7 protein-coding genes and 1 pseudogene are annotated in these 8105 nt (G+C 40.2%); 5 read left to right on the forward strand and 3 right to left on the reverse strand.

The genetic code is table 11. The features are described 5' to 3' along the window. Positions 1–16 precede the first annotated feature (16 nt). The 3 genes from I6N96_RS19495 to I6N96_RS19505 form a co-directional block, all read right to left on the reverse strand. Entirely contained in the window at positions 17–1288 is a 1272-nt protein-coding gene (locus tag I6N96_RS19495; RefSeq protein WP_209559233.1) for a PTS sugar transporter subunit IIC, read from the reverse strand. Between the two features lie 91 nt (positions 1289–1379). Then, positions 1380–2201: an AraC family transcriptional regulator gene (locus I6N96_RS19500; protein ID WP_209559234.1), complete on the reverse strand. Its 822-nt coding sequence runs from the start codon at positions 2199–2201 to the stop codon at positions 1380–1382. A 380-nt stretch (positions 2202–2581) separates the two neighbouring features. Continuing rightward, positions 2582–3451, reverse strand: a complete 870-nt coding sequence (locus tag I6N96_RS19505) for an AraC family transcriptional regulator (RefSeq protein ID WP_209559235.1) — start codon at positions 3449–3451, stop codon at positions 2582–2584. A 298-nt stretch (positions 3452–3749) separates the two neighbouring features. Between I6N96_RS19505 and rhaB the strand changes: the two genes are divergently transcribed. The 5 genes and pseudogenes from rhaB to I6N96_RS19530 all read left to right on the forward strand — a co-directional run. Beyond that, positions 3750–5216, forward strand: a complete 1467-nt coding sequence (gene rhaB / locus I6N96_RS19510; RefSeq protein ID WP_209559236.1) for a rhamnulokinase — start codon at positions 3750–3752, stop codon at positions 5214–5216. Continuing rightward, on the forward strand, positions 5217–6500 hold the full coding sequence (gene rhaA / locus I6N96_RS19515) for an L-rhamnose isomerase (RefSeq protein WP_209559237.1): 1284 nt from the start codon (positions 5217–5219) through the stop codon (positions 6498–6500). A gap of 53 nt (positions 6501–6553) precedes the next feature. Next, complete coding sequence (gene rhaD, locus I6N96_RS19520; RefSeq protein ID WP_209559238.1) at positions 6554–7381, forward strand: rhamnulose-1-phosphate aldolase; 828 nt, start codon at positions 6554–6556, stop codon at positions 7379–7381. A 12-nt stretch (positions 7382–7393) separates the two neighbouring features. Beyond that, positions 7394–7705, forward strand: coding sequence for an L-rhamnose mutarotase (gene rhaM, locus I6N96_RS19525; protein WP_209559239.1), 312 nt, complete (start codon positions 7394–7396; stop codon positions 7703–7705). 277 nt (positions 7706–7982) lie between these two features. Further along, a pseudogene (locus tag I6N96_RS19530) lies at positions 7983–8105 on the forward strand (lactaldehyde reductase); the annotation flags it as partial.

The raw sequence follows: 8105 nt of genomic DNA on the forward strand, positions 1-8105 counted from the left end.
GCCTCCAATATAAATATTATTCTTTCTCAGCCTCTTGTTCTAGGCGATAGGTTTCATTGTCCAGTGCTTTGAACCATGGATACCATAGGATTGGAGAAAGGATAAGTTGTATGAATAATTGTAAGAGAATGATGGAAATACTTCCTTGGACAGCTGCATGGAAACCGATCGGTAGGCCGAAAATCGCCTGAACTCCTGAAAAATGAGCAACCAGCCCGGAGCGTGTCAACAGGTAAGCCAGCAGTAGTGCAATAGAATTATTTGTAATGAAAGGAACGGCTAATCTAAAATTTAAGACAAGCGGTGTCCCGAAAATAACAGGTTCAGTGATTCCGAATAGAGCAGGGATGATCGACACTTTCCCGACTTCCCGAAATTGTTTGCTTTTAGCTCTCATCATGAGTAGGACTAATCCAAGAGCCATCCCGCCCCAAGTGATGATATTGAAAAAGGCCAGTCCAGTAATATTCGGTGGTGTTTGACCAGCGGCAACAGCGTTCAGATTCTCCACATCCATTGCCATCCATAGTGCAGTAACAATCGGCATCACGACGTTTGTTCCATGAATACCGAAAAACCATAGGATTTGCTGAACGAGGGAAATAATAATTACAGCACCGATCGATCCGCCGATTCCTTGTAAAGGCTTTTGGATAATCGTATAGACAAACTCGTGCATATTTTCAAAGGAAGTCATACTGAATAAGGAAGAAATAATGATAAACAATAGCGCAATCAGGATCGTTGGAAGAATTGATTCAAAAACCTTCGTAACCATTGGCGGTACACCGTCAGGCATTTTGATCGTCCAGCCTTTTCGTTTGATCCCAAGATATAACCTAGCACTGACTAAACCGACAAACATTGCAGAGAAGACGCCGGGAGCGCCTAACCAAGTTGTTGGAATCGCAGTAATCTCATCTGCTGTCGTGCCAAGTGGTGTGATGATCAGAAAACATAATAAAGAAATAATACCTGCTGAAATACCGTCTTCTGTTTCATCAAGATTCCTAACGAGCTGGTAAGCCATCAGCACAACTACATAAAGTGCCATCGCACCAATTGTGATTGCATTTAGCTTAGAAAATAGATCTGAATAGTTTGTTAGAAAAGATAGGAATGGTAGTGAGGTTGGTAAAACCATCAACAACACGGCGATCGATCCGATAAGCACCGGTCCTAAAGTACCCATCATTGCCCCTGAAATTGCTTTAAGATACGGACTATTCCCCATTTTATCGAAGAAGGGGCTAAGCCGATCGAATAAATTACTGATCTTTGATTTCAAAAAAAACATCTCCTTTAGCTTTGATACCTGTATTATATGCGTAAGCGCTTTATATTTCTTTTCGTATTTTTACGAAAAATCGGTCATATTTTTACTTTAAATGCTTCTGTCGGTATTGCTTAGGAGAAAGCTGGTATTCTTCTTTGAAGGCTAGATAAAAAGACTTTACATTCCCAAAACCGCATTCGTTTGAAATCGATAAGATGGTCAAATCTGTATCTCGCAATAGAGAATAGGCTTTGTCTAAGCGAACGGACTTCAAATATTCAATGAAGGTAATTCCCATGAATTGCTTATAGTATCTTGAAAAGTAAGAGGTATTATAATTGAATGTCGTTGCGACTTCTTCTAAAGTCAGATTACGAGTATGGTTTTCTTCAATAAACTGGTTGATTTGTCCGAGCAGGTCTAAGTTTTTTACAGAACGGATTTCCTTGACTTCGACAGTAGGGACGGTAAAGGAATCCAATAGAATGGAAAAAAGTGTATAGATTTTACTGATTACCAAAGCTCGGCTGGCGATGGTATCCTGCAGATAGATGCGTCGAATTTCTTTGATCAGTTTTGTTGATCCGAGACTTTCAGATAGGTTTTTTTCGAAATAAATCGATTGAGCATAGGTATCTTCAGTGATCTTCTTTATAAAGCTCAGTGGGAGTTGAATAACAAACACCTGACTTGGTTCAGGTGTTTTTGTCGAGTGGATAATGTTGCTGTTGATGAGAAACAGTTCGTTCTTCCTTACTTGATAGGTTGATTGAGGATACCTTATTTCCAATAAGCCATCCAGACAGAACAGTAGCTCTAGGCTGCTGTGCCAATGGGGGAGAATCAGTTTTTCTGTATCTGTAGAGTGAAACTCAAATATTTTGAAGGGGTACTTTTTACTGGGAATGATTTTTTCGTGCTTCATGCACAGATTCCTCCTAATGGAATTTTTAAGACAGTACGTGAATAGAAAAGGAGCAGGATATACGAACAATCGCAGTAGGAAAATGTCGATTGATTCAGTGATCCTGTCCTCTTTATTTATGTGAAATATGTTAAATAAATAACAGTAAACTCTATTTCTTTTACCATGCAATCATTCTTCGTGCGATGACTCTTTAGCGGAAGTCATATAGCAGATAATAGACAAGACTTATCTTTTTCATTATCAGGCATATGAATGGTTTGGACAAATATATGAATCCTCTTAAATGAATGCCGACTGCTTCTAATTATTTTGCTATACACAGATCACTCTTCGTGTGTTGAACCTTTAATCGGACTCAGATAGAAAGAAGGATTGAGCTAACCGATTTTCCTGTAAACGCTAGGAGACAAGCCAGTCCTCTTTTTGAATAAACGACTGAAATAAGCAAAATTATCCAAACCGATCTCCAGTGCGATTTCTTGAATGGATCGATCGGAATAACGCAGTAAGTCCTTGGCATAAGATATCTTTTTATTGATTTGATAGTTGATTGGCGGCTGTCCGATATAGCGTGAAAAGTTTTTATTCAATTGATATTTATTGACGTGAAAAAGCTTTTCCAGCTGTTCCATCGAAATATTCTCCTTAAAATGCTGATCCAAGTAATCCTTCATTGCGAGTACATGATCGGGGATTTCTTCGTATGTGAAGTCCAGCTGGTTCTTTTGGAGAAGCAGTTCGTTCAACAGCTGATGAAGTAAGACCGAGCTTTGGTAATCAGTCTGCGCATGCTGACTTTCCTGTAACAGCAATAACTGATTAATGATTAGATGAATCGGATTATTCAAGGGAGCTGTCTCTGTATGAAAAACATTGGTTCCATTTTTCATGAATTCCTGATAGAAAGCTTCAGAAGTTCCACCGAAAAAATGAACCCAATCCATTTCCCAGGGCTCGTCACTAATCGTTTGATAATGCTGATAGTCTCGACAATCAATGAAAAAAATATCACCTGCTTTAATCAAAAATTCTTGATCATTATAAACAAGCTGACCTTGTCCGGAATGTGTAAATTTCATCAGAAAAGAAGGCAAATTTGCTCGTTCTGTAAAGTAAGGGCGATGGGCTTTGAAGTGACCGATTTCCTGAACATAATAAAAGAGATCTCGGCTTTTTTGATCAGGTGTATTGATGTAGCGAGTGGAGTCTGGGCTCCAAGAATGGTTTGCTTTTTCCCAATAAGTCATTGTCAGGCTCCTTTCTAATGCAAATCTCGTTAAGCATGTACAAAGTCAATCATTTTATCTCCAGATCTAGGTAAGAAGACAATCCATATTTATGGCGTACAGACTAAGAAATTACTAGTTATTTACTCAATGAAATTTATATACCAATATAGTGCAATTATATATCAAAATTGTGCGATGTAAAAGAGTCGGATTGATACTATTATTACATTGTAAACATTTATGTAATACGCTTTATTGAAAACAAATGAGATCGCTTTAATTTGGACACCAAAAAAGTGAAATAGAAGGTGATAAAATGACAAAAACCTATATTGCGGTGGATATCGGTGCTTCTAGCGGCCGCTTGATGAAAAGTGAATTTCTGGCAGATGGCCGGATAACTTTAGAAGAGATCCATCGTTTTAAAAATGGATTTAGAATGAAGGATGGACATGATCGTTGGGGAATCAATCGATTGATCAACGAAATTCTTATAGGTCTGGAAAAGCTAAAGAAATCCGGTATTACTGATTGTTATGTAGGAATAGATACATGGGCAGTCGATTATTGCTTGATCGATAAAGCAGGAGAGTTGTTGGAGGAGCCGATCTCCTATAGAGACGCACGGACAGAGACTGCAGTCAGCCAATTTTCTGCGGAGTATTCTTTGGAAAAGCTTTATGAGAAAACCGGCATTCAGATTCAGCCCTTCAATACGATTTTTCAACTGTTTATAGAAAAGCAAGAGAAGCTCAACGCTGCAGACCAACTGTTACTGATTCCTGATTATCTGGGTTATGTCTTTACAGGAAGAGCAGTAACAGAGAAAACAAATGCTTCAACGATGCAGCTGCTTAATCCGGAGTCTCAGGATTGGGATGAAGAATTACTGGAATTGGCTGGTATCAAGAAAGAGCAGTTGCCGCCATTGAGCGATTCAGGAGCTGTTTTAGGTGAGTTGATGAAAGAAAAATTTCCCGCCTATGATTTGCCGGACGCGATGTTCATTACAGTGGCTACTCATGATACAGCTTCAGCGGTTATTGGTACGCCGGGAGCTGGGGAAGAGTGGGCCTATATCAGCAGCGGCACTTGGTCATTACTTGGAATTGAAACAACGCTATTCAATGTTTCAAGAGAAGCCTTTTTCGAAAATTATACAAACGAGTGGGGCGCACATAATACGATTCGCTTTTTAAAAAACATCATGGGTATGTGGTTGATTCAAGAGGTTGCTCGAATGCAGGAATACCAGTACAGCTATGCAGAGTTAGCCGATCTGGCAGCAGAAGCACCGGCATTTCAACAGTTTATTGATGTAAACGATCCGACCTTTCTTAATCCAGATAATATGATCGAGGCAATTCAGACCTACTGTCGAAAGACAGAGCAGAAGGTTCCAAAAACGGCTGGGGAACTGGCTCGATGTATTTACGATAATCTGGCGCTTTGTTATGCGGTAGAGCTTGAGAAGATGGAACAGCTGACAGGGACGGGGAGGAAAATCGATCGGCTGCACATTGTTGGCGGGGGTTCGAACAATCGCTTTTTGAATCAGTTGACGGCAAATGCTGCTGGGATAGCAGTTGAAGCAGGTCCGGGGGAAGCAACAGCTATTGGGAATATTCTGATTCAAATGATCACAACCGGTATTTTTAGTGATTTAGCGGAGGCTCGTAAAGTGATTCGCCGCTCATTCGATATTTCAGTTCATGAACCAGAAGCTTTTGATCAAACAATCATAGCGAATTATAAAAAATTTTTAAAGGGAGCGAATAGCTAAATGACAGTTAAACAACGATATGAAGAAGCGAAAAAGAAATATGCAGCACTTGGTGTAGATACAGATGCTGTAATGGAAAAAATGAATGAGGTAAAAATCTCCATGCATGTCTGGCAGGGAGACGATATCAAAGGGTTTTTAAGTGATGCGGAACTTTCAGGAGGAATCTCAGTAACCGGGAACTATCCAGGGGCAGCGCGTACACCCGAGGAATTGCGTCAAGACCTTGAAAAAGCATATGCAATGATTCCTGGAAATCATAAGCTGAACTTACATGCCATCTATCTTGATACAGAGGAACAGGTGGACCTGAATGAGATCGAGCCAAAGCATTTTGAAAAATGGGTATCTTGGGCAAAGGAACAGGGCTTAGGTCTCGATTTCAATCCGACATTTTTCTCTCATCCAATGTATAAAGATGGATTCACTCTTGCCTCTGCGGATAAAGAGGTTCGTGATTTCTGGATCGAACATGGAAAGCGCTCAAGAAAGGTTGCAGAATATTTTGGGAAGGAACTTGGGCAGGTCTGTGTCAATAATTTCTGGGTGCCGGATGGTTTTAAAGACAATCCAATCGATCGCTTAGCACCAAGAAGAAGATTGATGGAATCTCTTGATGAAATTTTCTCAGAAAAACTAGATGAGCAGTATACGTTGGACGCAGTGGAAAGTAAGCTCTTCGGGATTGGTGCAGAAGCATACACTGTTGGTTCCCATGAATTTTATATGGGCTATGGATTAACGAGAAATAAGCTAGTGTGTCTTGATGCAGGACATTTCCATCCGACTGAAGTTATTTCAAACAAGCTGTCTTCTCTGTCTCTTTTCAGTGAAGGAATCTTACTGCACGTCAGCCGCCCGATTCGTTGGGACAGTGATCATGTGGTGATCATGGATGATGAGCTTCAGGAAATCGGTAGAGAGCTAGTTCGCAACGATTTATTGCCAATGACGAATATCGGTCTGGATTTCTTTGATGCAACAATCAATCGAGTGGCAGCTTGGGTAATTGGTACACGCAATACACAAAAAGCAATTATGAAAGCCATGCTTGAACCGATTGAATCTTTGAAGGAAATTGAGTTGTCGGGAGATTATACAACACGTTTGGCGATGATTGAAGAGCTGAAGGACTTCCCGTTTGCAGACGTCTGGAATTATTACTGTGAATCAAATGGTGTACCAGTAGGTTTAGATTGGCTGCCGGAAGTGAAAGAGTACGAAAAAAATATTTTGAGTGCACGTGAAGCAACAGCGGGAAAAGACAGCTGTCGGTTTTCATAAGCATTGATGAAATAGAAACGGATGAAAATGACCGAGGAGAGAGTGATTCAATAATGAAAAAATTAGATATTTTACAAGCGCCATTTGTACGTGAAATGGTGGATACAACAGCAAACCTTTACCGCTTGGGTTGGGATGAACGTAACGGTGGAAATATTTCGTATTTGTTAAAAGAAGAAGAGATTTTACCATTCCTTGATCCGAAAGAAATCGTAAGAACGATCCCGATGATTTTTGACGGAAGTAAATTGGCTGGAAAATATTTCATCGTTACTGGTTCAGGAAAATATTTCAAAAATGTTTGTGATGCGCCATCAGAAAATCTTGGTGTGGTACGTGTCAGTAAAGATGGAAAAGCTGTGGAGCTGTTATGGGGACTGGAGCATGATGCCGTTCCAACAAGCGAACTGCCAAGTCATTTCATGAGTCATATTGCCCGTTTGGAGGTTGATCCTGAAAATCGGATCATCATGCACAACCATGCTAGCCATTTGTTGGCTATGAGTTTTACCCATGAGTTGGACGAAAAAGCATTTACACGTACATTGTGGCAGATGTGTACGGAATGTTTGGTAGTCTTTCCTGAGGGCGTATCGATCATTCCCTGGTTGGTTCCTGGGACGAATGAAATCGGAGAGGCAACTGCTGCTAAAATGAAAGCAACTCGTTTAGTCTTATGGCCGCAGCACGGAATCTATGGTGCCGGTAAGGATATGGATGAAGTATTCGGCTTGATCGAAACAGCTGAGAAGGCGGCAGAAGTTTACACGTATGTGTGCGCTCAAGGCGGTGTGAAGCAAACAATCACAGATGAAAACCTTTGGGCATTGGCAGAGGCCTTTGGTGTTGAGCCCAAAGCCGGCTACCTGAAAGCGAAATAGGAGTATTTTATTATGGTAAAGAAAGCAGTAAGAATGAAGGTCTATCCTGATAAGCATGAAGAGTATAAGAAGCGACATGATGAGCTGTGGCCGGAGATGGAACAAATGCTGAAGGAGCATGGCGCTCTTAGTTACTCCATTTTTCTGGATATAGAAACAAGCACGTTATTCGGCTATCTTGAGATTGAAGATGAAATTCGTTGGTCACAAACAGCTCAGACAGAAATCAATCAAAAATGGTGGACTCATATGGAGGACATCATGGAGACAAATCCAGATCATTCACCAGTAGCGGTAGATTTATTGCCTGTTTTTGAACTGTAAAAACATGAAAGAGCTTTGACTATATTTTCGAGAGAAAATGCTTTAGCTTGATGCTGATTATTTTTTCTCGAAATATCATTTATTCAGTCATGGAACAGCGGATATGTTAAAATAAACAGTGTGCAGCGCTTACAATCCAGAAGATATAATCGCTATAGTTAGATTAGAACATAAACATTATATAGATTTTTAAAGTTAAGTGATGAAGCTGCTATCGATACTTCAATTACTTAAAAATATATTTGTGAAAAAACACACATGAGGAGGAAAAGGGTACATGGCAAACAGAATGGTATTGAACGAAACATCGTATTTCGGTAAAGGTGCAATCAAGGAGATTGCCGGAGAGTTTCAAAAACGCAGGTTCAAAAAGGCAATCGTCATCACTGACAAGGATTTG

The sequence above is a fragment of the Enterococcus larvae genome (assembly GCF_017830045.1).
In the GTDB taxonomy this organism is placed as follows: Bacteria; Bacillota; Bacilli; order Lactobacillales; family Enterococcaceae; genus Enterococcus_L; species Enterococcus_L larvae.

Coding starts and splice junctions, on each gene's coding strand:
- I6N96_RS19500 (WP_209559234.1), bottom strand. CDS start 2,201: ATGAAGCACGAAAAAATCATTCCCAGTAAAAAGTACCCCTTCAAAATA.
- rhaA (WP_209559237.1), top strand. CDS start 5,217: ATGACAGTTAAACAACGATATGAAGAAGCGAAAAAGAAATATGCAGCA.
- rhaM (WP_209559239.1), top strand. CDS start 7,394: ATGGTAAAGAAAGCAGTAAGAATGAAGGTCTATCCTGATAAGCATGAA.
- I6N96_RS19505 (WP_209559235.1), bottom strand. CDS start 3,451: ATGACTTATTGGGAAAAAGCAAACCATTCTTGGAGCCCAGACTCCACT.
- rhaB (WP_209559236.1), top strand. CDS start 3,750: ATGACAAAAACCTATATTGCGGTGGATATCGGTGCTTCTAGCGGCCGC.
- rhaD (WP_209559238.1), top strand. CDS start 6,554: ATGAAAAAATTAGATATTTTACAAGCGCCATTTGTACGTGAAATGGTG.